Raw genomic sequence first — 26,585 nt, 5'->3', positions numbered from 1 at the left:
CAGCCGTACTACTACCGCTCCGCTCAGCTACGAGCCCGCCGACGCGACCCAGGCCGCCGCTCGCTCGGCCGAGTAACCGGATCCCCGGCCTCGATCGCGGCATCGCGCCGCGCCGCCCCGAAGTCCGCGAGCGCCTCGGCCAGCTTGTGCACCGACGGCTCGGGCGACATGACGTCCACCCGCAGGCCGTGCTCCTCAGCGGTCTTGGCGGTCGCCGGACCAATACAGGCAATCACCGTCACGTTGTGCGGCTTGCCCGCGATGCCGACGAGGTTCCGCACGGTCGACGAGGACGTGAAGAGAACGGCATCGAAACCGCCGCCCTTGATGGCTTCCCGCGTCTCGGCCGGCGGCGGCGACGCGCGCACGGTCCGGTAGGCGGTGACGTCGTCGACCTCCCAACCCAGCTCGATGAGCCCGGCGACGAGAGTCTCCGTGGCGATGTCGGCCCGCGGCAGGAAGACGCGGTCGATCGGGTCGAAGACCGGGTCGTAGGGCGGCCAGTCCTCCAGCAGCCCGGCGGCGGACTGCTCGCCGCTCGGCACCAGGTCGGGCTTCACACCGAAGGCGACCAGCGCCTTGGCGGTCTGCTCGCCGACCGCCGCGACCTTGATCCCGGCGAAGGCCCGGGCATCCAGGCCGTACTCCTCGAACTTCTCCCGGACCGCCTTGACGGCGTTGACCGAGGTGAAGGCGATCCACTCGTAGCGGCCGGTGACCAGGCCCTTGACCGCGCGCTCCATCTGCTGCGGGGTGCGCGGCGGCTCGACGGCGATCGTGGGGACCTCGTGCGACACCGCGCCGTACGAAACAAGCTGGTCGGAGAGCGAAGCGGCCTGCTCCTTGGTCCGCGGTACGAGCACCCGCCAGCCGAACAGCGGCTTGGACTCGAACCACGACAGCGGCTCGCGCTGGGCCGCGGCACTGCGCTCACCGACCACGGCTATGACCGGCTGGCCGCCGTCCGCCGACGGCAGCACCTTCGCCGCCTTCAGCACCTGGGCGATCGACCCGAGGGTGGCGGTCCAGGTGCGCTGGCGGGTGGTGGTGCCGGCGACCGTGACGGTCAGCGGGGTGTCCGGCTTGCGGCCGGCGGACACCAGCTCACCGGCGGCCGCGGCCACCGAGTCGAGGCTGGTGGAGACCACGGCGGTGGCATCGCTGGCACCGACCTCGGTCCAGCAGCGCTCATCGGCCGTCCGGGCGTCGATGAACCGCACATCGGTGCCGTGGGCGTCCCGCAGCGGCACCCCGGCGTACGCGGGCACGCCGACGGCCGCGGCGATACCTGGCACCACCTCGAAGACGATGCCCTCCGCAGCGCAGGCCAGCATCTCCTCGGCGACGTACCCGTCCAGGCCGGGGTCCCCGGTGACGGCACGTACGACCCGCTTGCCCGCACGGGCCGCTGCCATGACAAGATTGGCGGTGTCGCGAAGCGCCGGTACGTCCGCAGGGATTGATGCCTCGTCAGCTGACGCCTGCAGCGGTGTGTCGACCTGTGCGCGGGCATGCACGCGCACGACGTCCAGCACCTGCGGGTCGGCGATCAAGACGTCCGCGGAGGCCAGCGCCTCGACGGCACGCAGCGTCAGCAGGCCCGGGTCTCCCGGCCCGGCACCCAGGAAGGTGACCTGACCGGAGGCGAAGTGGTTTGGGGCGGTGGGGTTCAAAGTGCTCGCTCCCCCATAAGACCGGCCGCACCCTTTGCGAGCATCTCGGCGGCGAGTTCACGGCCCAGCTTGAGCGGGACCGACGCGTCGTCGGGAGTGGCGGGTGCGTGCCCGGTGGTGGACAGTTGCACCAGCGTGCTGCCGTCGGTCGTGCCGACGACACCGCGCAGATGCAATTCGTTGACAGCCTGCTCGTCAGCCGTGGGGCCTCCCCCGCTCGAACGAAGTCGAGAGCTTGGGGAAAGGTCGGCCAGTGCTCCGACAGGTGCGGAACAGCCGGCCTCCAGGGCGGCGAGCAGGGAGCGCTCGGCGGTCACGGCGGCCCGGGTGTCCGGGTCGTCGAGCTCGGCGAGCTGTGCGGCGAGGTCTGCGTTGACCGCAGCGCACTCGATCGCCAGTGCCCCCTGGCCGGGGGCGGGCAAAACCACGTCGGGCGACAGCAGCTGCGTCGCCTCGTCGATGCGGCCGATACGGGTGAGTCCGGCGGCGGCCAGCACGACCGCGTCCAGCTCGCCCTTTTCGACGAAGCCGATGCGGGTGTCGATGTTCCCGCGTATCGGCACGGCCTCCACGCTCCGGCCCAGCGACCTGGCCCAGGCGTTGAGCTGCGCCATCCGACGGGGGGACCCTGTCCCCACCCTGGCGCCGTCGGGCAGCTGTTCAAACGTCAGCCCGTTCCTGGCGATCAGCACGTCGCGAGGGTCTTCCCGTACGGGGATGGCCGCAAGGGTCAGGTCCTCGGGCTGCGCGGTGGGCAGGTCCTTGAGCGAGTGGACGGCGAAGTCGATCTCACCGCTGAGCAGCGCGTCGCGCAGCGCGGAGACGAACACGCCGGTGCCGCCGATCTGCGCGAGGTGCTCCCGGGAGGTGTCGCCGTAGGTGGTGATCTCCACCAGCTCGACGGGACGGCCGGTCAGCTCGCGGACCGCCTCGGCGACCTGCCCGGACTGGGCCATGGCGAGCTTGCTGCGCCGGGTGCCCAGCCGCAGCGCTCTTGTGGTGCTGTCGTTCATGCCCGCTCCCGTGCATCACGCGTGTCGGCCCGGCTGACGGCGGCGACCGTCTCCGGGTCGAGGTCGAACAGTTCCCGCAGTGCGTCCGCGTACCCGGCGCCGCCGGGCTCGCTGGCGAGTTGCTTGACCCGCACCGTGGGCGCGTGCAGCAGCTTGTCGACGACCCGGCGCACGGTCTGGGTGATCTCGGCGCGCTGCTTGTCGTCCAGGTCGGGAAGGCGGCCGTCGAGCCGGGCGATCTCGCTGCTGACGACGTCCGCGGCCATGGTCCGCAGGGCGACCACGGTGGGGGTGATGTGCGCGGCCCGCTGGGCCGCGCCGAATGCGGCGACCTCGTCGGAGACGATGCCGCGCACCTTGTCCACGTCGGCCGCCATCGGCGCGTCCGCGGACGCGTCGGCCAGCGATTCGATGTCGACGAGGTGCACGCCCTCGATCCGGTGCGCCGCGGCGTCTATGTCCCGCGGCATCGCGAGGTCGAGCAGCGCCAGCGGCGCCGCGTTCCCCTCGCGCGCGGCCGCGACCATCTCACCGGCGAGGACCAGGCCGGTCGCGCCGGTGCAGGACACCACGATGTCGGCGAGCGCCAGCTCCTGCGGAACCGAGGTCATCGCCACCGCGCGGGCGCCGAGGCCGGTGGCCGCGCCCGGTCCGCCCGGCTCGGTGAGGAGCTGGACGAGCCGCTCGGCCCGCTCGACGGTGCGGTTGGCGATGGCCAGCTCACCGACACCGGCCCGGACGAGGGTGGTGGCGGCCAGCGACGACATCGAGCCGGCGCCGATGACCAGCGCCCGCTTGCCGTGCGCCCAGCTCTCGACGTCCCGGCCGGCCGCGAGCTGCTCCAGCCCGAAGGTGACCAGCGACTGGCCGGCCTTGTCGATACCGGTCTCGCTGTGGGCCCGCTTGCCGACCCGCAGGGCCTGCTGGAACAGGTCGTTCAGCAGCCGGCCCGCGGTGTGCAGCTCCTGGGCGACGGCCAGCGCGTCCTTGATCTGCCCGAGGATCTGGCCCTCGCCGACGACCATCGAGTCCAGGCCGCAGGCCACCGAGAAGAGGTGGTGGACGGCGCGGTCCTCGTAGTGGACGTACAGATAAGGGGTCAGCTCCTCCAGACCGGCGCCGCTGTGCCGGGCCAGGAGGTTGGACAGCTCGGCGACACCGGCATGGAACTTGTCCACGTCGGCGTACAGCTCGATGCGGTTGCAGGTGGAGAGCACCGAGGCCTCGGTGACCGGCTCGGCCGACACCGCGTCCTGCAGCAGCTTGCCGCGCGCCTCCGGAACGAGGGCGGCCCGCTCCAGCACGCTCACCGGCGCGCTGCGATGGCTCAGCCCGACGACCAGCAGACTCATGCTCGCACCTCGCTTCGCGAGGTACAGCCTTCGCCTGTGACGCACCTTTCGATGATTCGCCCGCTGCGCTCGCTCATGCCGGCATCACGGCGGGAACGTCCCCGTCAGGTCCCTTGCGGTCGCCCGCGACGGCAGCGGCGGCACGGGCGGCAACCGGGGCACCACCGTCGGGCCCGGCCTCCTCACCCGCCTTGCGCTGCTCGTGGAAGGCGAGGATCTGCAGTTCTATCGACAGGTCGACCTTGCGGACGTCCACCCCGTCAGGGACCGTCAGCACGGTCGGCGCAAAGTTGAGGATCGAGGTGACGCCGGCGGCGACCAGACGGTCACAGACCTGCTGGGCGGCACCGGCCGGCGTGGCGATGACACCGATCGAGACGCCGTTGCTCTCGATGATGTGCTCCAGCTCGTCCGTGTGCTGGACCCCGATGCCCGCGACGGGCTTGCCGGCCATGGCCGGGTCGGCGTCGATCAGCGCGGCGACGCGGAAGCCACGCGAGGCGAAGCCGCCGTAGTTGGCGAGCGCGGCACCGAGGTTACCGATACCGACGATCACAACCGGCCAGTCCTGGGTGAGCCCCAGCTCGCGCGAGATCTGGTAGACGAGGTACTCGACGTCGTAGCCGACGCCGCGGGTCCCGTACGAGCCGAGGTAGGAGAAGTCCTTGCGCAGCTTGGCGGAATTGACCCCCGCCGCGGCCGCGAGTTCCTCGGAGGAGACCGTGGGTACCGAACGCTCGGAGAGCGCGGTCAGGGCACGCAGATACAGCGGGAGACGGGCGACGGTGGCCTCGGGAATGCCTCGGCTTCGGGTCGCCGGTCGGTGAGTTCGGCCAGTTGCCACGGTGCTCCTGCGGGTAGAGCGGGGCTGCGGGCGACCGTATGGAACCCGACCGCCCTGTCCTCTGCAGGCTATGTCTTTGTGAACGCGTGCACAAAGATGGTGTCCGTTTTGCCCGGCCAAAGTGATGGGTGTCACGCGGCTTTTACAGGCCTTCGCGGAACCAACTCCCACGCCATGCCGTTCGCTCGCACTACCCGTCTCACCAGGCAGCACTGCCGGGAGCACGCGCCCTCACTCCTCACCGCCATGCCCCCGGAAATCTACAAATCGCCCATCGATGGTAAGCGACCCGGACCCGCCGGAGGCACGCCGCGAAACCGGGGCCCGACGGGCCCACCGCTGTCCACAGGCCGTACCCGGGCCCCGCCGCGACCCGGCACAATGACTCCATGGCCCCGTTCAGCCCGTTCAGCCGCAGCCCCCGCAAGAGCCCCGTCGACCGGATGGTCACCCTCGTCGGCAAGCCGGGCTGCCACCTCTGCGACGACGCCCAGGCCGTGATCGAGAAGGTCTGCGCCGAGACCGGCGCGTCCTGGGAAAAGAAGGACATCACCGAGGACCCCGAGCTGCACCGCAAGTACTGGGAGCAGATTCCGGTCATCCTCGTCGACGGCGCCCAGCACGACTTCTGGCGCGTCGACCCGAAACGCCTGCGTACGGCCCTGGGCGCCTGAGCCCGGCCCACGCCCCACCGCCCGGGAATACCCCCGGGCCCCAGGCCCCCGGGAACACCCCCTCCCCCCACCCCCCGGGAACACCCCCCTCCCCCGCCACATCGCGGCCCACCCCCGGAATACCCCCTCCCCCCGCCACGTTGAGGCCCACAGGGGGCTCCGCTTCCCCTTACGGGAAGTGTTCGCCCGCCCCCTACGGCCCCACAGAGGTGGCCGTAATGGACTCTTCCCTCTCTCCAGGCCCTCCTGACACGCGCCCGTAACCGGCTGCACCGAACAAACTGGCTACGCTGTCGGCATGTCGCCCGCTCGCCGATCCGTCTGGATGCCCTCCGGGGCGCTCTTCGACCTGGGCTGGGTCCCTCGCCGCCGACGCCCCGCCACGGCCCGCAGCGTGCTGGCCGGCGAGGCCGCGGCCGAGGCCGCCCGCAAGTCCACCCAGGACGCGCCGCCGGTCGAGGAGACCCCGGCCGAGCCCGAGTTCCCGGTCGTCGGGGACACGGCCGCCGCCGCCTTCTTCGACCTCGACAACACCGTCATGCAGGGCGCCGCGCTCTTCCACTTCGGCCGCGGCCTGTACAAGCGGCACTTCTTCCACAAGCGCGATCTGGCCCGCTTCGCCTGGCAGCAGATCTACTTCCGGCTGGCCGGCTCGGAGAACCCCGAGCACATGGCGGACGTCCGCAACAGCGCCCTGTCCATCGTCCAGGGCCATCGCGTCGCCGAGCTGATGTCGATCGGCGAGGAGATCTACGACGAGTACATGGCCGAGCGGGTCTGGCCGGGCACCCGCGCCCTGGCCCAGGCCCACCTCGACGCGGGCCAGAAGGTCTGGCTGGTGACCGCGGCCCCCGTGGAGACCGCCACGATCATCGCCCGCCGCCTCGGGCTGACCGGCGCGCTGGGCACCGTCGCCGAGTCCGTCGGCGGCGTCTACACGGGCAAGCTGGTCGGCGAGCCGCTGCACGGCCCGGCCAAGGCCGAGGCGGTCCGCGCACTGGCGGCCGCCGAGGGCCTGGACCTCTCGCACTGCGCCGCCTACAGCGACTCCGCCAACGACATCCCGATGCTCTCGCTCGTGGGCCACCCCTACGCGATCAACCCGGACAGCCGACTGCGCAAGCACGCCCGGGAGCAGGGCTGGCGGCTGCGCGACTACCGGACCGGCCGGAAAGCGGCCAAGATCGGCATCCCCGCCGCGGCCGGCGTGGGCGCCCTCGCAGGCGGCGCCGCGGCCGCCGTCGCGCTCCAGCGCCGACGCCGCTGACCAGGCCTGATCACCGAGCGGCACGGCGAGCCATCCCCTGTCTCTACCCCCTCCGCCGCCCGCTCAGTCACATTGCTGCCGGTTAGCCACAACACGCCCTCCAACCAGGCAGATTGCGTTCCCTTCCGATCAATAGTTGCTCAGTAATCGATACTCGATCTGCAACCAACCCGGCACGGACCGTAAGTAATCGATGATTTGAGCAACTGGGTGTAGCGCTGCCTGTACGAAGCGTTATTCTCCTCAGACGCAATCCGGAACCCACACGTCCCTACGACGAGTGAACGGTCCCGCACTGCACGTGATGGAAGCTCTGCCTCTGGGAGTCCCGTGTACCCACACGTCGGGGTTGACGCCTCGGGCCTGGCTACGCTGCGCACGACACTCGTCGACCACCTGCGCAGTTTCGTCCCCACCGCGTACGCCGTCCCCGCATTCGCCTCAGCCGTCCCCGCCGCCGGACCCTGCTACGCCCTGGCCGACGGGAGTGCTGCGGTCGGCAAGGCCGCCGGCAGAACCCGCCGCTCCGGCACCGGCACGACCACCGCCCGTCGCCCCGCCGACAGCGACAGCCGTCGCATGATGGACCTCGTCGAACGGGCCCAGGCCGGCGAGGCCGAAGCCTTCGGCCGCCTCTACGACCAGTACGCCGACACGGTCTACCGCTACATCTATTACCGCGTGGGAGGCCGTGCCACGGCCGAGGACCTCACGAGCGAGACCTTTCTGCGCGCCCTGCGCCGCATCGGCACGTTCACCTGGCAGGGCCGCGATTTCGGCGCCTGGCTGGTGACCATCGCCCGCAATCTGGTCGCCGACCACTTCAAGTCCTCCCGCTTCCGCCTGGAAGTCACCACCGGAGAGATGCTCGACGCCAACGAGGTCGAGCGCAGCCCCGAGGACTCCGTCCTCGAATCCCTCTCCAACGCCGCCCTGTTGGAGGCGGTACGCAAGCTCAACCCCCAGCAGCAGGAGTGCGTCACGCTGCGCTTTCTGCAGGGCCTCTCGGTCGCCGAGACCGCCCGTGTCATGGGCAAGAACGAGGGCGCGATCAAGACCCTCCAGTACCGCGCCGTCCGCACCCTGGCGCGACTGCTCCCCGAAGACGCCCGCTGACCGACCCCTATCCGCAGATATCGACGCCCCGCCCCACGCCCCCTTCCGCCTACGCTTGGTGATCTTCCATAACCGGTCGGTCAGATCATCGTGAGTGCGTAACCCGAGTGCCGCGCCGCTCGTTGTGCGGAATGCAGGCTCCATGCGGTCACGCCATGCCCGCTGCCTCTCACTCGATCGAGTGGCTGCGGTCAGCTGCGTGCAACCGTCCGGTCCGTCTGGACAGTCAAAGCCAGTCCGGGGAGTCGAGCGGGATGACGAGAGGAGGTGCCGCCCGTGATCGCGAATGTCTCGGTGCACCGGCGGGCCAACGCCTTCGCCCAGACCCTGGAGGAGCAGGTCCTCGAGGGCACGGCGGCCGAGGACCAGGTCGAACCGGCGCAAGCGCCGGGCGAAGCACGGCTGTTGGCGGTCGCCGACGGCCTCGGGAGACTCCCGAGGCCGGAGATGGCCGCCGAGGTCAAGACTGTCCAGCGCGCCCAGCTCATCGCCGCGATGGAGGCCGCCTTCGCCGAAGGCGCCCCGTCCGACGGTGCCAGGGTGCCCGAGCAGCGCGAACACAAGGGCGCGCACCGCGCCACGAAATCGATGGGCCGGCTGCGCCCGCGCTCCCGCCTCTCCAAGGGGCTGGCAGCGGGCGGGCTGACGGTCGGCGTCGCCGCCGGAGCGTTCACCGGCGTCGCCGCGGCCAGCTCCGACGCCCTCCCCGGCGACTCCCTCTACGGCCTCAAGCGCGGCATGGAGGACCTCAAGCTCGGCATGGCCGACGACGACTCCGCCCGCGGCCGGCTCTATCTCGACCAGGCCTCCACCCGCATGATGGAGGTCCGCCGTCTGATGGAGCGCGCCCGGCTCGCCGACCTCGACCACGAGTCGCTCGGCGAGATCCGCAAGGCGCTCGCCGGTGTCACCCATGACGCGGGCGAGGGCCACCGCCTGCTGCACCAGGCCTATGAGCGCGATGGCTCGCTCGACCCCATCCAGGCGCTGAACTCCTTCACCAAGTCGCACCGCGGCACCTGGTCACAGCTGCGCGACAAGCTCCCGGTGCAGCTGATGGACGTCCGCGACAAGGTCAGCTCGGTCTTCGACGCCATAGACCAAGAGGTCGGTCCGCTCCGCTCGCTGCTGCCCTCCACCCAGGCCGGCAAGCACCACCACCGCAACACGCCCGGCTCCGCGGGCAGGGGCTCCAGCTCCGCCGGCCACCCGGCGCCCTCTGGCAGCAAGACCTCCTCCGGCAGGCACTCCGGTGGCGCACACGCCCCCCGCCCGTCGGCCTCCCCGTCCCAGGACGACGGTCTGCTCGGCGGCAGTACGGGCGGCCTGCTCGACCCGCCGTCCAAGAGCGGCAGCCCGTCCCCGCACCGCGGCCACCACGGCAAGGACAGCGGCGGCCAGCCCGACGTCACCCTCCCGCCGCTGATCCCGGGGCTGCTTCCCGGACTGGGCATCGACGGCGAGGACCTCCCGAAGTAGCGAAACGCTCCGTGCCCCGCGCTCGGTGTTCTTCCGATTCCCTCAGAAGAACACCGAGCGTCGCTGCACCAGCAGCTTGTAGAGGGTGTGCTGAATCGTTTCGCGCACCTGATCGGTCAGGTTGAACATCAGCATCGGATCGTCCGCCGCCTCCGGCGGATAGCCGACCGTCGGAATCGGCTCACCGAACTGGATCGTCCATTTCGTCGGCAGCGGCACCGCACCCAGTGGCCCCAGCCAGGGAAACGTCGGCGTGAGCGGGAAATACGGCAGCCCGAGCACCCGCGCCAGCGTCTTGGCGTTCCCGAGCATCGGGTAGATCTCCTCCGCGCCCACGATCGAGCACGGCACGATCGGCACCCCGGCCTTCAGCGCCGTCGAGACGAACCCGCCCCGCCCGAAGCGCTGCAGCTTGTAGCGGTCCGAGAAGGGCTTGCCGATGCCCTTGAAGCCCTCCGGCATCACCCCGACGATCTCGCCGCGCTCCAGCAGCCGCTGGGCGTCCTCGGCACACGCGAGGGTGTGCCCGGCCTTGCGCGCGAGCTCGTTTATCACCGGCAGGACGAACACCAAATCGGCCGCCAGCAGCCGCAGATGACGCTGTGCGGGGTGATTGTCGTGCACCCCGACCTGGAGCATCAGACCGTCGAGCGGCAGCGTCCCGGAGTGGTTGGCGACGATCAGCGCACCGCCGTCGGACGGGATGTTCTCCACGCCCTTCACCTCGACCCGGAAGTACTTCTCGTAGAAGGGCCGCAGCAGCGACATCAGGACCTGGTCGGTCAGCTCCTCGTCGTACCCGAAGTCGTCGACCTCGTAGTCGCCGGTGATCCGCCGGCGCAGGAAGGCGAGCCCGCCCGCGATCCGCTCGTCCAGGGACCGCGGGCGCGACGGCGGGGGTGCCGCCGGCGGGTGCTCGGTGCGCGCCTCCGGTACGGGCGCCAGCGCCGTACCGCGCCCCGTGCGGGCCCGCCTGGCCTTCCTGCGCGCCCGGGGCTCCTCGCCGAAGGGAATGACCTTGGCGTCCGCCATGGTGGGTGAACTCCTCACTGGCTCAGGCCGCGGCGTGCGGGGAGCACGCCGGCGAGCCGGTCGACGGTGCGGGCGAGGGACTCGGGCGGCAGCAGCCCGGGTCCGCGACTGCGGGCGAATTCCGCGAAGGTCTCCGCCGTCGTGTACTTCGGACGGAACCCCAGTGTCTCGCGCATCTGCGTCGTCTCGACGACCCTGCCGTGCGTGAGCAGCCGGATCTGCTCCGGCGAGAAGTCCGTGATGCCGATGGACCGCAGCGCCGTACCGGCCCAGGTCACCGTCGGCAGGAGCAGCGGGACGGTGGGCCGCCCCAGCCGCCGGGAGGTCTGCGACAGCAGCAGCACGCCGTCGCCGGCGATATTGAACGTGCCGCTGTTGAGCGTGCCGCGGCGCGGCGCGGCGGCAGCGATCCGCAGCACCTCGATGGCGTCGTCCTCATGGACGAACTGGAGCCGCGGGTCGTAGCCGAGGACGGTGGGCCACACCGGCAGCGAGAAGTACTCGGCGAGCGGGGAATCCGCGCACGGCCCGAGGATATTGGCGAAGCGCAGGACACACACCGCCACGTCGGGACGGCGCCGCGCGAAGCCGCGGACATATCCCTCGACCTCGACGACGTCCTTGGCGAAGCCACCACTGGGCAGCGACTTCGGCGTGGTGGTCTCGGTGAAGACGGCCGGGTCCCGGGGCGCGGAGCCATAGACGCTGGTGCTGGACTTGATGACCAGCCGCTGCACATTCGGGGCCTTCTGGCAGGCGCCGAGGAGCTGCATCGTCCCGATGACATTGGTTTCCTTCACCGAGGCGCGGCCGCCACGCTTGCCCAACGGCGTGCCGTTGATGTCCATATGGATGACGGTGTCGACGCCCGTCTCCGCCAGGACCCTGGCAATGGCCGGATGCCGGATATCGGCCTTGAGAAATTCCGCGCCGCCCAGATGGTGTTCCGGTGCCACGGCGTCGACCCCGATCACCCGGTCGACATCGGGATCACGCTGGATGCGGCGTACGAACCGCCCGCCCAGCTGCCGTGCGACTCCGGTGACGAGCACGACCTTGCCCAAGATCAGGCCTTCCTTCCCGCCGCGACTTCCGCCCTAGCCGAGCTGTGCGGACCACGCTATCGGGTCGGTGTTGCGCGGTGATGACCACAGGATGCCCGCGGCGACATTTCCGTCCGACCGCCGTCCATACGGCCCACAACGCACCGCAGCCCCCGATCGCACCAAGGCGATGGGGGGCTGCGAATTCGCGATCAGCGTCGCTTACTTCTTGTTACGACGCTGAACACGGGTGCGCTTGAGCAGCTTGCGGTGCTTCTTCTTCGCCATCCGCTTGCGCCGCTTCTTGATAACAGAGCCCACGACTACCCTCGCTCACTTCGAATACTCGGTGCGGGGCGTCCGAGCCCACACTACCTACATCGGGCCAGCCTACCCGGCGCCGGGCGAACGGCGTAATCCGAGGGTCGGCAAAGGTCCCATCAGGCCGATTCCACCCCCACAAAGGACTCCCGGAGATAGTCGTGAACCGCCTGCTCCGGAACCCGGAAAGACCTCCCCACGCGAATCGCGGGCAGATGACCGCTGTGCACCAGGCGGTACACGGTCATCTTGGACACCCGCATCACCGTGGCGACTTCCGCCACGGTCAGGAACACAACCTCGTTCAGAGGCCTCTGGTCTGCAGCCATGCCACACCTGCACCTTCCGCATAAGACGGACACCGGCTTCCCCTCCGGTGACTCTTCGTCGCCATGCGCTCACTCCCCAGATTAGGGGCGGGTGATGCGAGTGGGGAAGAGGAGCAGCGAACAGCCGCCTATCGGGACAGACTCGCCCGATTGAGTACATACCGCGCCAGCGGCCGATAGGCCGCCGGCCGCGCGGCGTCGTCGAGCGGCACCACTTCCAAGACCCGTCCCTCGGCCTGGCCGACGAACAGCGCCGGGTCGTCCGTATCGGCCAGCCCGATCGCCTCGATACCCAGCTGACCTGCCCCGCAGACCCAGCCGTGGTCCCCGATCACCAGCCCCGGCAGCGGCCCCGAAGCGTCCGCCGCGGCCGCAAGTACGGTCCGTACGGGGAGCGGCGAGTGGGTGTGCACGCCCCCCACCGCGGGCGCGCCCCGCACGCCTGCTTCTCGCATCAGCGCGACTCCTCGTACGTAGTCGAGTGTGCAGGTACGTACGCCGAACCGGGTCGCTATGTCGACACGGACGCCATACGCCGAGGTGAGAACGGGGCAGCCCGCCGACGAGAGAGCGTCTGCGAGGGCGGCGTAGAACCCCAGCAGCCGGTGCGGATGGCCGGTGCCGAGCAGCACCGGGACCCGCCGGCCGGCCGCCTCGGCCAGCCGGTCGGCGAACCGGTTCAGCGCCGCGATCGTGCGGTCCGGATCGACCACATCCGGGCCGGAAGTGTGCGCGGGATCGACCGAAACCCCGCACTTCTGCCCCATCAGTCGCAGTACTTCACCCAGTGGCCAGTCCCGTTCGGGATCCAGCCCCAGCAGCACCCGCGGGTCACGTGCCGCGAAGAGCCGGTAGCGCGCCAGACTCTTCTCCCGCAGGGTCGCGATCGTCCCCGCGAGCCGCGCCTCGATCAGATGCGCCCGCAGCGCACCGGTAGCCAACACGCGACCCATACTGTCCGGTTGGTCGGCCTACGGGTGCCCCGACTGGCGGGTAGTCACACATCCGAGGGGCCCGGCGCCCGGATGCCGCCGTGCGAGCACGGACGGCGGCCCCAGGGGGCGGGAGCCCGCGTACCCCCGGCCCGGCATGATGGGGCGTCAGGGGCGGGGTACAGCCCGCCCTACGGCAGCAGCCCGTGCGACGGGAACACCGCGCGGCGGGTGGCCAGCACCGCCTGGTCCAGCCGGTCGGCCGGGTCGTAGCCGTCGTCGACGAAGTCCCGCCACTGCGGCGTACGCCCGTCCGTCATCCGGTGCGGGGCCAACTGCCGCGTCCGGCGGAAAACTTCGTGCCGCCAGTGCTCCGGCACCATCGAGGCCGGGTCGATCGGCCGGCCCGCCGCGATCGCCGCCAGATGTGTCCAGCTGCGCGGCACCACGTCCACCACCGCATAGCCGCCCCCACCGAGCGCGACCCACCGGCCGTCCGCATACTGGTGCGCCAGGTCATGGCAGGCCTCGGCCACCGCACGCTGGGCGTCCAGACTCACCGCCAGATGCGCCAGCGGATCCTCGAAATGGGTGTCCGCGCCGTGCTGAGTCACGATCACCTGCGGCCGGAAGGCCGCCAGCAGCTCCGGCACCACCGCATGGAAGGCCCGCAGCCAGCCCTCGTCGCCCGTCCCGGCCGGCAGCGCCACATTCGCCGCGGTGCCCTCCGCGCCCTCGCCGCCGGTCTCCTCCGGCCAGCCGGTCTGCGGGAAGAGCGTCCGCGGATGCTCGTGCAGCGAGATCGTCAGGACCCGCGGGTCCTCCCAGAAGGTCGCCTGCACCCCGTCGCCGTGGTGGACGTCGACATCCACGTACGCGACCCGCTCGGCGCCCAGCTCCAGCAGCCGGGCGATCGCCAGCGAGGCGTCGTTGTAGATGCAGAATCCGGACGCGCCGCCCGGCATCCCATGGTGCAGCCCGCCGGCGAAGTTCACCGCATGCGCCGCATCCCCGCGCCAGACGGCCTCGGCCGCGCCGACCGACTGCCCGGCGATCAGCGCGGACGCCTCGTGCATCCCCGCGAACGCCGGATCGTCGGCCGTGCCCAGCCCGTACGAGAGGTCTGCGGCCGCGGGGTCCGCCGAGGCCCGGCGGACCGCCGCGATGTAGTCCTCACGGTGCACCAGCCGCAGGGTGGAGTCCCCGGCCGGCTTGGCCGCGACCACCTCCAGCGGCCCCCGGTCGAGCTCGAACGCCTCCACCAAACGCATGGTCAGCGCGAGCCGGACCGGGTCCATCGGATGCCCGGACCCGAAGTCGTAGCCCGTTACTGCCTCATCCCACATCAGCTGTGCGCGGCCGCTCATGTCCGTCACCGTATAGGGCCTTCGGCGCCCCGAACGAACGGGCATACGCCAACGTCACCAGTACCAGGGCCATCGGTACGAGCATCGCCCCCCGATAGCTCCAGGCATCACCGAGGGCGCCCACCAACGGAGAGCCGATCAAAAAGCCCACATAGTTGAAAATATTCAGCCGCGCGATGGCCGTGTCCGAGGCCCCCGGACCGTGATTCTCGAACGCGTACCGCCCCGCCGCGGCGAACGTCTGCGGCACGATCACACACAGCCCCAGCCCCAACAGGGTGAAGCCCGCCATCCCGGCCCACGGCCCGGGCGCCGCGGCCACCACCGCGAAACCGCCCGCCGCGACCACCGTCCCGCACCGCACCACCGCGACCGCCCCGAAGCGGCGCACCCCCAGGTCCCCCACCACCCGCCCGAGCAGCGTGGTGACCATATAGACGTTGTACGGGACGGTGGCGAGCTGCTCCGAGCTCCCCAGGACGTCCTGCAGATACTTGGCGCTCCAGTTGGAGACGGTCGAGTCACCGATATACGCAAACGCCATCACCAGACACAGCGGCAACATCAGGCGCATCGCCAGCGGGACGGCGGCCGCCCCGGCCCCCTCCCCCGCTTCCGGCTGCTCCCGGTCCACGAACCACCGGCCCACGACCAGGGCCAGCGGCAGCAGCACCGCCACCACCGGCCCGTACAACAGCGCCAGCGAGAGCTTCCAGTGCGCGCCCGCCCAGGCCAGCGAGGCCCCCACGATGCCACCCAGGCTGTACGCGGCGTGGAACCCGAGCATGATGCTGCGCCCGTACGCCCGCTGCAGGCTCACCCCGAGCATGTTCATCGAGGCGTCCAGAGCCCCCACCGACAGCCCGAACACCGCCAGCGCCACCGCCACCTGAGCCGTCGTGCCGACCGACCCGACACCCAGCAGCGCCAGGCACACCACGGGCTGCACACACCGCAGCACCCGGCCGGCCGGCACCCGCTTCACCAGCTGCTCCGTGACGACGCTCCCGACGCCCGCCAGGACGGGCACCGCCGCCAGGAACGCCGGCAGCAGCGCATCCGATATCCCGTAGCGGTCCTGGATCGCGGGTATCCGGGTCACCAGGAGGGCAAAGACCGCGCCCTGGATGAAGAAGCTGAGGGCGAGCGAGATCCGGCCGTGCCGCAGCTGCGCTTCTGGTACCCGAGGGGCCGTCATGGCCGCTCAGCCTAGAACTCGCCCCTACCACTGGGTAGATGGATCACCGCACCAATTCGACGGGTGGCTGCCGGCCGGCACGCCTACCGCAACAGCTCCGGCAGCTCCGCCATCTGGCTGAACAGCACGGTGCCTCCGGCCTCGGTCAGTTTCTCCGCCGACGTCATCGCGGTGAACCCGTAGACGTCCATCCCCGCGGCGACCGCGGCCTGCACCCCCAGCGGGCTGTCCTCGACCACCGCACACCGCTCCGGCGCCACGCCCATCTGTCGGGCCGCATGCAGAAAGAGATCCGGCGCCGGCTTCCCCCGCCCCACGTCCTGCGCGCTGAAGACACGCCCCGCCGGGAACCACCGCTCCAGGCCCGTCTTCCGGTGCCCCACGCTGATCCGCTCATGACTGCCGGAGGACCCGACACAATACGGAACGCCGCCCGCATCCAGCTTCTCCAGCACCTCGGTCACCCCGGCCACCGGCAGCAACTCCCGTTCGAACGCCTCGAAGACCCGGCCATGGAAAACCTCGTCGAAGTCCTCGGGCAGCCGCCGGCCCGTACGCTCCAGGACGAGCTCATGAATACGATCGATTCCTCGTACGACGTGGGATGCCCGAGCTCGGTCAGATAGCCGGCCAGGATGGTGTTGGAGAGGGATTCACTGTCGACGAGCACACCGTCGTTGTCGAAAATGACCAGGTCGTATCGCATGCCCCGACCTTAAGCACCTTCCCCGGACCCGCAGGCAGATCGCAGGCGCATGGCACAAATTCTGTCCCGGATTCTGTCCCGGAACGCAGAAAAGCCCCGCACCATACGGTGCGGGGCTTTCCCACAATGATTGTTCGGCGGCGTCCTACTCTCCCACAGGGTCCCCCCTGCAGTACCATCGGCGCTGAAAGGCTTAGCTTCCGGGTTCGGAATGTAACCGGGCGTTTCCCTAACGCTATGACCACCGAAACACTATGAAGATGACAACCCGGCGCAATCACAGGTCGTTACTTCAGAACCTACACAGTGGACGCGAGCAACTGAGGACAAGCCCTCGGCCTATTAGTACCAGTCAACTCCACACCTTACGGCGCTTCCATATCTGGCCTATCAACCCAGTCGTCTACTGGGAGCCTTAACCCCTCAAGGGGGAGGGAGCCCTCATCTCGAAGCAGGCTTCCCGCTTAGATGCTTTCAGCGGTTATCCTTTCCGAACGTAGCCAACCAGCCATGCCCTTGGCAGGACAACTGGCACACCAGAGGTTCGTCCGTCCCGGTCCTCTCGTACTAGGGACAGCCCTTCTCAAGACTCCTACGCGCACAGCGGATAGGGACCGAACTGTCTCACGACGTTCTAAACCCAGCTCGCGTACCGCTTTAATGGGCGAACAGCCCAACCCTTGGGACCGACTCCAGCCCCAGGATGCGACGAGCCGACATCGAGGTGCCAAACCATCCCGTCGATATGGACTCTTGGGGAAGATCAGCCTGTTATCCCCGGGGTACCTTTTATCCGTTGAGCGACGGCGCTTCCACAAGCCACCGCCGGATCACTAGTCCCTACTTTCGTACCTGCTCGACCCGTCAGTCTCACAGTCAAGCTCCCTTGTGCACTTACACTCAACACCTGATTGCCAACCAGGCTGAGGGAACCTTTGGGCGCCTCCGTTACTCTTTAGGAGGCAACCGCCCCAGTTAAACTACCCACCAGACACTGTCCCTGATCCGGATCACGGACCCAGGTTAGACATCCAGCACGACCAGAGTGGTATTTCAACAATGACTCCACAACCACTGGCGTGGCCGCTTCAAAGTCTCCCACCTATCCTACACAAGCCGAACCGAACACCAATATCAAGCTATAGTAAAGGTCCCGGGGTCTTTCCGTCCTGCTGCGCGAAACGAGCATCTTTACTCGTAATGCAATTTCACCGGGCCTATGGTTGAGACAGTCGAGAAGTCGTTACGCCATTCGTGCAGGTCGGAACTTACCCGACAAGGAATTTCGCTACCTTAGGATGGTTATAGTTACCACCGCCGTTTACTGGCGCTTAAGTTCTCAGCTTCGCCGACCCGAAGGTCGACTAACCGGTCCCCTTAACGTTCCAGCACCGGGCAGGCGTCAGTCCGTATACATCGCCTTACGGCTTCGCACGGACCTGTGTTTTTAGTAAACAGTCGCTTCTCGCTGGTCTCTGCGGCCACCCCCAGCTCAGAGAGCAAGTCTCATCACCGGAAATGGCCCCCCTTCTCCCGAAGTTACGGGGGCATTTTGCCGAGTTCCTTAACCATAGTTCACCCGAACGCCTCGGTATTCTCTACCTGACCACCTGAGTCGGTTTAGGGTACGGGCCGCCATGAAACTCGCTAGAGGCTTTTCTCGACAGCATAGGATCATCCACTTCACCACAATCGGCTCGGCATCAGGTCTCAGCCTTAACGTGTGACGGATTTACCTACCACACGGCCTACACCCTTACCCCGGGACAACCACCGCCCGGGCTGGACTACCTTCCTGCGTCACCCCATCGCTTACCTACTACCACCTTGGATCGGCGGCTCCACCACGTCCCTTTGTCCGAAGACTCCAGGCCGGCTTCACGGCCTTAGCATTAATGGATTCGATACTGGGCGTTTCAAAGCGGGTACCGGAATATCAACCGGTTGTCCATCGACTACGCCTGTCGGCCTCGCCTTAGGTCCCGACTTACCCTGGGCAGATCAGCTTGACCCAGGAACCCTTAGTCAATCGGCGCACACGTTTCCCACGTGTGTATCGCTACTCATGCCTGCATTCTCACTCGTGAACCGTCCACAACTCGTTTCCACGGCTGCTTCACCCGGCACACGACGCTCCCCTACCCATCACAGCCTCCGTTGGGAGTATTACTGCAATGACACGACTTCGGCGGTGTGCTTGAGCCCCGCTACATTGTCGGCGCGGAATCACTTGACCAGTGAGCTATTACGCACTCTTTCAAGGGTGGCTGCTTCTAAGCCAACCTCCTGGTTGTCTCTGCGACTCCACATCCTTTCCCACTTAGCACACGCTTAGGGGCCTTAGTCGATGCTCTGGGCTGTTTCCCTCTCGACCATGGAGCTTATCCCCCACAGTCTCACTGCCGCGCTCTCACTTACCGGCATTCGGAGTTTGGCTAAGGTCAGTAACCCGGTAGGGCCCATCGCCTATCCAGTGCTCTACCTCCGGCAAGAAACACACGACGCTGCACCTAAATGCATTTCGGGGAGAACCAGCTATCACGGAGTTTGATTGGCCTTTCACCCCTAACCACAGGTCATCCCCCAGGTTTTCAACCCTGGTGGGTTCGGTCCTCCACGAAGTCTTACCTCCGCTTCAACCTGCCCATGGCTAGATCACTCCGCTTCGGGTCTTGGGCACGCTACTCAACGCCCTATTCGGACTCGCTTTCGCTACGGCTTCCCCACACGGGTTAACCTCGCAACATACCGCAAACTCGCAGGCTCATTCTTCAAAAGGCACGCAGTCACGACTGCATGTGCAAGCACATACAGCGACGCTCCCACGGCTTGTAGGCACACGGTTTCAGGTACTATTTCACTCCGCTCCCGCGGTACTTTTCACCATTCCCTCACGGTACTATCCGCTATCGGTCACCAGGGAATATTTAGGCTTAACGGGTGGTCCCGCCAGATTCACACGGGATTTCTCGGGCCCCGTGCTACTTGGGTGTCTCTCAAACGAGCCGCTAATGTTTCAGCTACGGGGGTCTTACCCTCTACGCCGGACCTTTCGCATGTCCTTCGCCTACATCAACGGTTTCTGACTCGTCTCACAGCCGGCAGACTGTGAAAGAGAGATCCCACAACCCCAACCACGCAACCCCTGCCGGGTATCACACGTGACTGGTTTGGCCTCATCCGGTTTCGCTCGCCACTACTCCCGGAATCACGGTTGTTTTCTCTTCCTGCGGGTACTGAGATGTTTCACTTCCCCGCGTTCCCTCCACACTGCCTATGTGTTCAGCAGCGGGTGACAGCCCATGACGACTGCCGGGTTTCCCCATTCGGACACCCCCGGATCAAAGCTTGGTTGACAGCTCCCCGGGGCCTATCGTGGCCTCCCACGTCCTTCATCGGTTCCTGGTGCCAAGGCATCCACCGTGCGCCCTTAAAAACTTGGCCACAGATGCTCGCGTCCACTGTGCAGTTCTCAAGCAACGACCAGCCACCCACCACCCCAACCCGAAGGCTGAGTTCACTGGGGCCGGCATCGCGAAGGGCGAGCAACGCTCGCACCCTCAGATACCCAACAGCGTGCCCGGCCCACCCGATCCATCACCACGTTCCACGCCGAAGCAGTACTAGTGACAACCAATCAAGTGCGCCGAATAGTCAACGTTCCACCCATGAGCAACCAGCATCAGACATTCGCTGATGTACTGGCCTCTGACCCGGACAAGTCCGAGTAAGAAGTGCTCCTTAGAAAGGAGGTGATCCAGCCGCACCTTCCGGTACGGCTACCTTGTTACGACTTCGTCCCAATCGCCAGTCCCACCTTCGACGATTCCCTCCCACAAGGGGTTGGGCCACCGGCTTCGGGTGTTACCGACTTTCGTGACGTGACGGGCGGTGTGTACAAGGCCCGGGAACGTATTCACCGCAGCAATGCTGATCTGCGATTACTAGCAACTCCGACTTCATGGGGTCGAGTTGCAGACCCCAATCCGAACTGAGACCGGCTTTTTGAGATTCGCTCCACCTCGCGGTATCGCAGCTCATTGTACCGGCCATTGTAGCACGTGTGCAGCCCAAGACATAAGGGGCATGATGACTTGACGTCGTCCCCACCTTCCTCCGAGTTGACCCCGGCAGTCTCCTGTGAGTCCCCATCACCCCGAAGGGCATGCTGGCAACACAGAACAAGGGTTGCGCTCGTTGCGGGACTTAACCCAACATCTCACGACACGAGCTGACGACAGCCATGCACCACCTGTACACCGACCACAAGGGGGACCCTGTCTCCAGGGTTTTCCGGTGTATGTCAAGCCTTGGTAAGGTTCTTCGCGTTGCGTCGAATTAAGCCACATGCTCCGCTGCTTGTGCGGGCCCCCGTCAATTCCTTTGAGTTTTAGCCTTGCGGCCGTACTCCCCAGGCGGGGAACTTAATGCGTTAGCTGCGGCACGGACGACGTGGAATGTCGCCCACACCTAGTTCCCAACGTTTACGGCGTGGACTACCAGGGTATCTAATCCTGTTCGCTCCCCACGCTTTCGCTCCTCAGCGTCAGTATCGGCCCAGAGATCCGCCTTCGCCACCGGTGTTCCTCCTGATATCTGCGCATTTCACCGCTACACCAGGAATTCCGATCTCCCCTACCGAACTCTAGCCTGCCCGTATCGAATGCAGACCCGGGGTTAAGCCCCGGGCTTTCACATCCGACGTGACAAGCCGCCTACGAGCTCTTTACGCCCAATAATTCCGGACAACGCTTGCGCCCTACGTATTACCGCGGCTGCTGGCACGTAGTTAGCCGGCGCTTCTTCTGCAGGTACCGTCACTTTCGCTTCTTCCCTGCTGAAAGAGGTTTACAACCCGAAGGCCGTCATCCCTCACGCGGCGTCGCTGCATCAGGCTTTCGCCCATTGTGCAATATTCCCCACTGCTGCCTCCCGTAGGAGTCTGGGCCGTGTCTCAGTCCCAGTGTGGCCGGTCGCCCTCTCAGGCCGGCTACCCGTCGTCGCCTTGGTAGGCCATCACCCCACCAACAAGCTGATAGGCCGCGGGCTCATCCTTCACCGCCGGAGCTTTCCACACACAGACCATGCGGTCGTGTGTCGTATCCGGTATTAGACCCCGTTTCCAGGGCTTGTCCCAGAGTGAAGGGCAGATTGCCCACGTGTTACTCACCCGTTCGCCACTAATCCACCCCGAAGGGCTTCATCGTTCGACTTGCATGTGTTAAGCACGCCGCCAGCGTTCGTCCTGAGCCAGGATCAAACTCTCCGTGAATGTTTACCCGTAATCGGGTGAAACACACACGAGAAGAGTGGAACAACCAGACGGAATAGGTCCGGTCGTTCACAGCGTCCTCGCTGTGTGTGCCATCCGCACCACATGGGCGGGATGGACTTTCAAAGGAACCTCGTCACCGGATGTTTCCGGTAGACGGGGTATCAACATATCTGGCGTTGACTTTTGGCACGCTGTTGAGTTCTCAAGGAACGGACGCTTCCTTTGTGCCTGTTTCACCAGGCCCTCCGGGCGCTTCCCTTCGGTCTTGCGTTTCCGACTCTATCAGATCCTTGCGGGCCCGATTTTCGCCGGTGCGTTTCGGCCTTTCGGCTTCTTCGCGTTTCCAACCTTACCAGATCCGTTTCCGTGTCCGGCGCCCTGTTGGAGGGGGCTCGGCCGTTTGGCTTTCGCTTTTCGGCCTTTCCGACTCTATCAGATCCGTTTCGTTCCGTTGCCGGTCCGAATTTGTTTCCGATTCCCCGTCGGAGGGGGGTTGTTCGCGCCTTTCGGCGTGATCACTACTTTAGCGGAATTCCTCGCTGACGCATAATCACGTCACGGTCCGAATTTCGGCATGCCGAAATAGGTCCCGTTGAGGGGCCGTGCAGTAGTGGTGTGCCGCGAAGCGGCGGGATGGCTACCGCAGAACCGTTCCGGCTCTGTGGCAACTCGGAGAACACTACGGATGGGGCAGGACCGTGTCAACTCGCGTCAGTCAAGGTCACTCAGACGCCCGTCGGCGTCCGGCTGAGCGTCCTCGACGCGGCGCAGCAGACGGGTCAGCACCTGGCCGAGGAGTTGACGCTCCTCGCTGTTGAGGTCCTGGAGGAGGTCCTCCTCGAAGACCGATGCCAGGCGCATCGCCTCGAGCCACTTCTCGCGGCCCTCGCCGGTCAGCTCGACGATGACGCGGACGCGGTTGGCTTCGTCGCGCTCCCGGGTGACCAGACCCTCGCTCGCCATGCGGTCGATGCGGTGGGTCATGGCGGCCGGCGTGAGGCCGAGGCGCTTGGCGAGCTCGCCGGGGCCCAGTTGATAGGGGGCTCCCGAGACGACGAGGGCCTTGAGGACCTCCCACTCGGCGTTGCTCAGGCCGAGGGTGGCGGTCTGCCGTCCATACGCGACGTTCATCCGTCGGTTGAGGCGCTGAAGTGCGGAGACGACCTGCTCCACCTGGGGGTCGAGGTCCTGGAATTCGCGCTGGTAGGCCGCGATCTGTTCCTTGAGGCTCGGCTCGGCTGCGTCGGCGGCCGCATCGGAGGGCTCAGACATGCGGCGCAGTATGGCATGGAAGTCATTGGCGTTGAAGTTCTTCGGCGTGTACTCTTTAGCTTCGAACTTTAGAGTTGAAGTCTTCAGGGTGAGACTGTCCGGTCTCGCCCTGTCGCCTGTCGCAGCTCGCCGGTTCGTCCCTCTTATCCGTCTGATGACCTGACCTAGGTAGGTGAGTGTGACCACCGCGATGGGCGCCGCGTTGCGCCGGATCCAGCTCGGGAACGCGCTGAGCGCGTTCGGCAACGGCTTCACCGTTCCGTATCTGTACGTCTATGTGGCGAAGGTGCGGGATCTCGGTGCGAATACGGCCGGGGTGGTGCTGGCGATGCTGGCGGTGGCCGCACTCGTCGTTCTGCCGCTGACCGGTCGTGCCATCGACCGGCGCGGACCGCTGCCGGTGGCCGTCATCGGGACGGTCTCGGCCGCCATCGGCGCCCTGGGGCTGGGGCTGTCCGCCACTGAACCGCTGGTCGTGGCGTCGGCCATTGCGCTCGGTGCCGGCATCGCGGTCATTCAGCCGGCGCTCGCGACGATGATCGTGTGGTGCTCGACGACGGTGACCCGGTCGCGGGCGTTCGCCACCCAGTTCTTCCTGAACAACCTGGGGCTGGGCGTCGGTGGGCTGGTCGGCGGGCTGCTGGTCGACGAGTCGCACCCCGCCAGCTTCGTGCGGCTGTTCGCGATAGAGGCCGTGATGTTCCTGGTGCTCGGTGCGGCGGTGGCGAGCGTACGGCTGCCGCGGACGCCGAAGGTGGAGGACGCCGTCCCCACCGAGGAGCGGGCCAAGGGTGCCTGGCGGGCGATGTTCGCCGACCGGCGGATGGTGTGGCTGTGCGTGCTGGGGTTCGTGCTGTTCTTCGCCTGCTACGGACAGTTCGAGTCGGGGCTGGCCGCGTATGCGACCGAGGTCACCCGGATTCCGCCGGCGAGCCTGGGTATTGCACTGGCGGCCAATACGGCAGCGATAGTGGCGGCGCAGTTCGTGGTGCTCAAGCTGGTCGAGCGGCGGCGGCGCAGCCGGGTGATGGCGCTGGTCGGGATGGTCTGGACGGTGGCGTGGCTGGCGGCCGGTCTGTCCGGGCTGGTGCACGGCGCGCAGGTGGTGGCGACGACGCTGCTGATCTCGACGTATGCGCTGTTCGGTATAGGTGAGTCGATGCTGTCGCCGACGGTGGCCCCGCTGGTGGCCGATCTGGCGCCGGCTTCCCTGATAGGCCAGTACAACTCGGCATTTGCCCTGGTCAAGCAGCTGGCGCTGGCGGTTGGGCCGGCGGTGGGGGCCTTGATGGTGGGCCACGGGATGTACGGGGCGTACATCGCGATGCTGGTGGTGTGTGCGCTGGGGATCACCGCGCTGTCGTTGTGGCTGGGGCGGATGCTGCAGCCGGGGCAGGACAACCCGCACCGGGCGGTGGCCGCAGTGCCCGCACCTCGTGCGGAGGTGACCGAGTCGGTGGAAACGGCCGGATCGATGGAGACGACCGGATCGGTGGCCGCGGCCGTATGAGGCCGGGCGAGGCGGGGCGGGGCGCTGAGGTGCCCTGCCCCGCCTTTCGCGTACCCGTAGCGGCCCGCCTTTCGCGCGCCCGAATCGCGTACCCGTAACGGCGATCCGCCCTGATCAGCCGCCCGCCGGACCGTGCGCCTGGCCGTGCGGCAGGGCGAATTCGCACCAGACGGCCTTGCCGCCGCCCGGGGTGCGGCGGGAGCCCCAGGACGAGGCGATGGTGGCGACGATGGAGATGCCCCGGCCGGCCTCGTCGGCCGGTTCGGCGCGGCGGCGGCGCGGCAGATGGTCGTCGCCGTCGGTGACCTCGACGATCAGACGGCGGTCCGTACGTCGCAGGCGGAGCCGCATGGGCGGGGTGCCGTGCTGGAGGGAGTTGGCGACCAGTTCGCTGGCGGCCAGCACGCCGAGGTCGTGCAGCTCGGGTGAGAAGCGCCAGGAGGCGAGGACACCGGAGGCGAAGGCGCGGGCGCGCGGGGCCGCTTCGGTGCCGCCGTGGAGTTCGAGGGCGGCGTTGTGGAACAGCTCGGCGTCGTGGCCGGTCCGCTCCGGGTGCTGGAGGACGAGGATGGCGACGTCGTCGTCGTGCGCGGCCGTGATGCCCAGGGAGCGCAGCAGGCGGTCGCAGACGATGTCGGGCGCGCCGGCGGCACCGGCGAAGGCGCGCTCCAGGGCCTCGACGCCGTCGTCGATGTCCTTGTCACGGCGCTCCACCAGGCCGTCGGTGTAGAGGACGGCGCTGCTGCCGGGGCCTAGCGGGACGGAGCCCGAGGTGTGCAGCCAACCGCCGGTGCCCAGCGGCGGTCCGGTGGGCTCGGCGGCGCGTCGGACCGTGCCGTCCGGGTCGCGGACGAGGATGGGCAGATGGCCGGCCGAGGAGTAGACCAGCCGGCCCTCGTTCGGGTCGTGGACGGCGTAGACGCAGGTGGCGATCTGGCTGGCGTCGATCTCGGCGGCCAGGCCGTCCAGGAGCTGGATGACCTCGTGGGGCGGGAGGTCGAGGCGGGCGTAGGCGCGGACGGCGGTGCGCAGCTGGCCCATGACGGCGGCGGCGCGCACCCCGCGGCCCATGACATCGCCGATGACCAGGGCCGTACGGCCGGCGCCGAGGGTGATGACGTCGTACCAGTCGCCGCCGACCGCGGCGTCCGTGCCGCCGGGCTGGTAGGTGGCGGCCACCCTCAGGTCGTCGGGCTGCTCCAGTTCCTGGGGCAGCAGGGAGCGTTGGAGGGTGACCGCGGCCTCGCGCTGGCGGGCCTCGCTGGCGCGCAGCCGCTCGGCGGACTCGATCTGGTCGGTGACCTCGGCGCCGAAGACCAGGACGCCCTTGTGCGGGGCGATGCAGGCGACCTCGGGATCGGGCGCCGGGCCGCTCGCGGCGACCTCGATCGGGGTGCAGGTGAAGGTGTAGTACGCGTCGCGGGAGCGGTCGCCGCCCGGGCCGGCGGGGACCTTGCGGGATTTGACCGTGCGCGGTCTGCCGCTGCGCAGGACCTGGTCCATCAGGGGCAGCAGGCCCAGTTCATCGAGCTCGGGGAGGGCTTCGCGGGCGGTGTGGCCGGCCGGTCGGGGGCCGAAGACGTGGGCGTAGGCGCCGTTGACGTAGGCGAGGCGGTGCTCGGGACCGTAGACGACGGCGACGAGCGCGGGGATGGAGCCGAGGATGCCGTGGACGGACAGGGCGTCGACGGTGGGCGGCAGGGCCTCGGGGGTGAGGTCCCGGCAGGGCGCCGGATCGGCGTGCTCGGCGCGGGCGGCGGGGACCGAGCCGGTGGTGGCGCCCGTGGGCGCGGCCGGTGTGTCGTCCGGCGCCGCGGGCACGGCGGACGGCGCCGCGGCGGACGGGGCGGCCGGCGGACCGGATGCGGGGCGCGGGGTGGCGCGGTCGGACCGTGCGGCGGCGCGCCGCTGTGTGCCGGGGAGTTTGGCGCTCCAGCGCGTGAAGATCACGGAGGGGTACCTCTTACTTCGCGTTGTCGCGCGGGATCGGGCCGTCGGCAGGGCGGAGCCTCCCGGCCGGGGGCCGGGGGAGGGTCGGCTGGGGGCACTCTCGGCGCCCTTTTGCGGAATGCAGCAAACGTCCAGAATCCTCGTGATTGTCACTCTTTGCAGATACGAGCCCACCCATGGTCACACGTCCAGTGTGGCCGACCGGACGGACATCCGTCAGGCTCCCGGGTGC

At 67.9% G+C, this 26,585-nt stretch carries 18 protein-coding genes, 3 rRNA genes and 1 pseudogene; 5 read left to right on the top strand and 17 right to left on the bottom strand.

Features of this window, described 5'->3' with window-relative positions; translation table 11 throughout:
- Positions 1-23 precede the first annotated feature (23 nt).
- From CPH93_RS18625 to CPH93_RS18610, 4 genes are all read right to left on the bottom strand, one after another.
- On the bottom strand, positions 24-1,673 hold the full coding sequence (locus CPH93_RS18625; protein WP_093483910.1) for a uroporphyrinogen-III synthase: 1,650 nt from the start codon (positions 1,671-1,673) through the stop codon (positions 24-26).
- Complete coding sequence (gene hemC, locus CPH93_RS18620; protein ID WP_096213502.1) at positions 1,670-2,686, bottom strand: hydroxymethylbilane synthase; 1,017 nt, start codon at positions 2,684-2,686, stop codon at positions 1,670-1,672. Before hemC ends, CPH93_RS18625 begins: the two co-directional genes overlap by 4 nt.
- Positions 2,683-4,038 (bottom strand): glutamyl-tRNA reductase, encoded by a 1,356-nt coding sequence (locus CPH93_RS18615; RefSeq protein WP_096213501.1) that lies wholly within the window; start codon positions 4,036-4,038, stop codon positions 2,683-2,685. Before CPH93_RS18615 ends, hemC begins: the two co-directional genes overlap by 4 nt.
- A 73-nt stretch (positions 4,039-4,111) precedes the next feature.
- A complete protein-coding gene (locus tag CPH93_RS18610; RefSeq protein ID WP_093483913.1) occupies positions 4,112-4,882 on the bottom strand; it encodes a redox-sensing transcriptional repressor Rex in 771 nt (256 codons plus the stop codon).
- A 389-nt stretch (positions 4,883-5,271) separates the two neighbouring features.
- Between CPH93_RS18610 and CPH93_RS18605 the strand changes: the two genes are divergently transcribed.
- The 4 genes from CPH93_RS18605 to CPH93_RS18590 all read left to right on the top strand — a co-directional run bounded on the left by CPH93_RS18605 (position 5,272) and on the right by CPH93_RS18590 (position 9,418).
- Positions 5,272-5,556, top strand: coding sequence for a glutaredoxin family protein (locus tag CPH93_RS18605; protein WP_096213500.1), 285 nt, complete (start codon positions 5,272-5,274; stop codon positions 5,554-5,556).
- Positions 5,557-5,881: 325 nt separating this feature from the next.
- Positions 5,882-6,823 carry an HAD family hydrolase gene (locus CPH93_RS18600; RefSeq protein ID WP_096213499.1) on the top strand — a complete coding sequence of 314 codons (942 nt, stop codon included), beginning with the start codon at positions 5,882-5,884 and terminating at the stop codon, positions 6,821-6,823.
- 330 nt (positions 6,824-7,153) lie between these two features.
- Positions 7,154-7,939 carry an ECF subfamily RNA polymerase sigma factor, BldN family gene (locus tag CPH93_RS18595; RefSeq protein WP_006604745.1) on the top strand — a complete coding sequence of 262 codons (786 nt, stop codon included), beginning with the start codon at positions 7,154-7,156 and terminating at the stop codon, positions 7,937-7,939.
- Positions 7,940-8,215: 276 nt separating this feature from the next.
- Entirely contained in the window at positions 8,216-9,418 is a 1,203-nt protein-coding gene (locus CPH93_RS18590; RefSeq protein WP_096213498.1) for a DUF5667 domain-containing protein, read from the top strand.
- A 42-nt stretch (positions 9,419-9,460) separates the two neighbouring features.
- On the opposite strand, the gene CPH93_RS18585 is transcribed toward CPH93_RS18590, so the two are convergent.
- The 12 genes and pseudogenes from CPH93_RS18585 to CPH93_RS18525 all read right to left on the bottom strand — a co-directional run bounded on the left by CPH93_RS18585 (position 9,461) and on the right by CPH93_RS18525 (position 22,893).
- Entirely contained in the window at positions 9,461-10,450 is a 990-nt protein-coding gene (locus CPH93_RS18585; RefSeq protein WP_093483916.1) for a lysophospholipid acyltransferase family protein, read from the bottom strand.
- A 14-nt stretch (positions 10,451-10,464) separates the two neighbouring features.
- Positions 10,465-11,514: an NAD-dependent epimerase/dehydratase family protein gene (locus tag CPH93_RS18580; RefSeq protein WP_093648940.1), complete on the bottom strand. Its 1,050-nt coding sequence runs from the start codon at positions 11,512-11,514 to the stop codon at positions 10,465-10,467.
- Between the two features lie 201 nt (positions 11,515-11,715).
- Positions 11,716-11,814 (bottom strand): 30S ribosomal protein bS22, encoded by a 99-nt coding sequence (locus CPH93_RS18575; RefSeq protein ID WP_003948845.1) that lies wholly within the window; start codon positions 11,812-11,814, stop codon positions 11,716-11,718.
- Positions 11,815-11,933: 119 nt separating this feature from the next.
- Positions 11,934-12,143: a helix-turn-helix domain-containing protein gene (locus CPH93_RS18570; protein ID WP_006604741.1), complete on the bottom strand. Its 210-nt coding sequence runs from the start codon at positions 12,141-12,143 to the stop codon at positions 11,934-11,936.
- 128 nt (positions 12,144-12,271) lie between these two features.
- Positions 12,272-13,087, bottom strand: a complete 816-nt coding sequence (locus CPH93_RS18565) for a phosphatase (RefSeq protein ID WP_093483918.1) — start codon at positions 13,085-13,087, stop codon at positions 12,272-12,274.
- Positions 13,088-13,266: 179 nt separating this feature from the next.
- Positions 13,267-14,442, bottom strand: coding sequence for an acetoin utilization protein AcuC (locus tag CPH93_RS18560; RefSeq protein WP_006604738.1), 1,176 nt, complete (start codon positions 14,440-14,442; stop codon positions 13,267-13,269).
- A complete protein-coding gene (locus tag CPH93_RS18555) occupies positions 14,411-15,640 on the bottom strand; it encodes an MFS transporter (RefSeq protein WP_093483919.1) in 1,230 nt (409 codons plus the stop codon). The genes CPH93_RS18560 and CPH93_RS18555 overlap by 32 nt, the downstream gene beginning before the upstream one ends.
- 83 nt (positions 15,641-15,723) lie before the next feature.
- Positions 15,724-16,346: pseudogene (locus tag CPH93_RS18550) on the bottom strand (HAD family hydrolase).
- A gap of 132 nt (positions 16,347-16,478) precedes the next feature.
- Positions 16,479-16,595, bottom strand: a 5S ribosomal RNA gene (rrf, locus tag CPH93_RS18545).
- 73 nt (positions 16,596-16,668) lie between these two features.
- A 23S ribosomal RNA gene (locus CPH93_RS18540) occupies positions 16,669-19,790 on the bottom strand.
- A 301-nt stretch (positions 19,791-20,091) separates the two neighbouring features.
- A 16S ribosomal RNA gene (locus tag CPH93_RS18535) occupies positions 20,092-21,618 on the bottom strand.
- The 16S, 23S and 5S rRNA genes sit together here, the layout of an rRNA operon.
- Positions 21,619-22,332: 714 nt before the next feature.
- Positions 22,333-22,893, bottom strand: coding sequence for a MarR family winged helix-turn-helix transcriptional regulator (locus CPH93_RS18525; RefSeq protein ID WP_093483921.1), 561 nt, complete (start codon positions 22,891-22,893; stop codon positions 22,333-22,335).
- 178 nt (positions 22,894-23,071) lie between these two features.
- On the opposite strand from CPH93_RS18525, the gene CPH93_RS18520 reads away from it, so the two are divergent.
- Positions 23,072-24,403: an MFS transporter gene (locus CPH93_RS18520; RefSeq protein ID WP_093483922.1), complete on the top strand. Its 1,332-nt coding sequence runs from the start codon at positions 23,072-23,074 to the stop codon at positions 24,401-24,403.
- Between the two features lie 114 nt (positions 24,404-24,517).
- Here CPH93_RS18520 and CPH93_RS18515 read toward each other — a convergent pair whose 3' ends face one another.
- Positions 24,518-26,353 carry an ATP-binding SpoIIE family protein phosphatase gene (locus CPH93_RS18515; RefSeq protein WP_093483923.1) on the bottom strand — a complete coding sequence of 612 codons (1,836 nt, stop codon included), beginning with the start codon at positions 26,351-26,353 and terminating at the stop codon, positions 24,518-24,520.
- Positions 26,354-26,585: the final 232 nt, after the last annotated feature.

It is taken from the genome of Streptomyces sp. 2323.1, assembly GCF_900221035.1.
GTDB classification, from domain to species: domain Bacteria; phylum Actinomycetota; class Actinomycetes; order Streptomycetales; family Streptomycetaceae; genus Streptomyces; species Streptomyces sioyaensis.
This window is presented reverse-complemented; position numbering and strand designations above follow the sequence as displayed.